We start from the raw sequence: 512 nt of genomic DNA, 5'->3' as shown, positions 1-512 counted from the left end.
CTACGGATCAAAGCTCGTTTGCCARCTCCCCGTAGCTTTTCGCAGGCTACAACGTCCTTCATCGCCTGTAATCGCCAAGGCATCCACCATGTGCACTTATTCACTTGTCCCTATAACGTTGGCCCCTGCATGAGTGTCAGGGAACGTCATAGGCAAATGACAGCTGTGTTGTTTGTTGATACATACAGATTTTCTACCCTAAGTGTGTGTCTAACTTTCGTTAGCTACACGCTTAAAGAAAACTTTACTTCTTCCAGATTGTTAAAGAACGAGAACTACACTTATCTAAGATTTTCAGCTTAGATAAATACAGTTCTTTATAACAGCCGATAAGCGTGGACGCTTGATGCTGAGCTTTCGCTCTAGTGCCACTCTAGAAAGGAGGTGATCCAGCCGCACCTTCCGATACGGCTACCTTGTTACGACTTCACCCCAGTCACGAATCCTACCGTGGTAAGCGCCCTCCTTGCGGTTAAGCTACCTACTTCTGGTAAAACCCGCTCCCATGGTGT

The 512-nt window shown here is 46.8% G+C and carries 2 rRNA genes; both read right to left on the bottom strand.

The features are described from left to right. Positions 1-110 (bottom strand): 23S ribosomal RNA (locus AC1DOP_RS27260); the annotation flags it as partial. Positions 111-377: 267 nt separating this feature from the next. Beyond that, positions 378-512, bottom strand: a 16S ribosomal RNA gene (locus AC1DOP_RS27255); the annotation flags it as partial.

This window comes from Massilia sp. 01N410 (assembly GCF_056399665.1).
The sequence above is the reverse complement of the archived record's forward strand: the minus strand, read 5'-3'. Positions and strand labels throughout refer to the sequence as shown.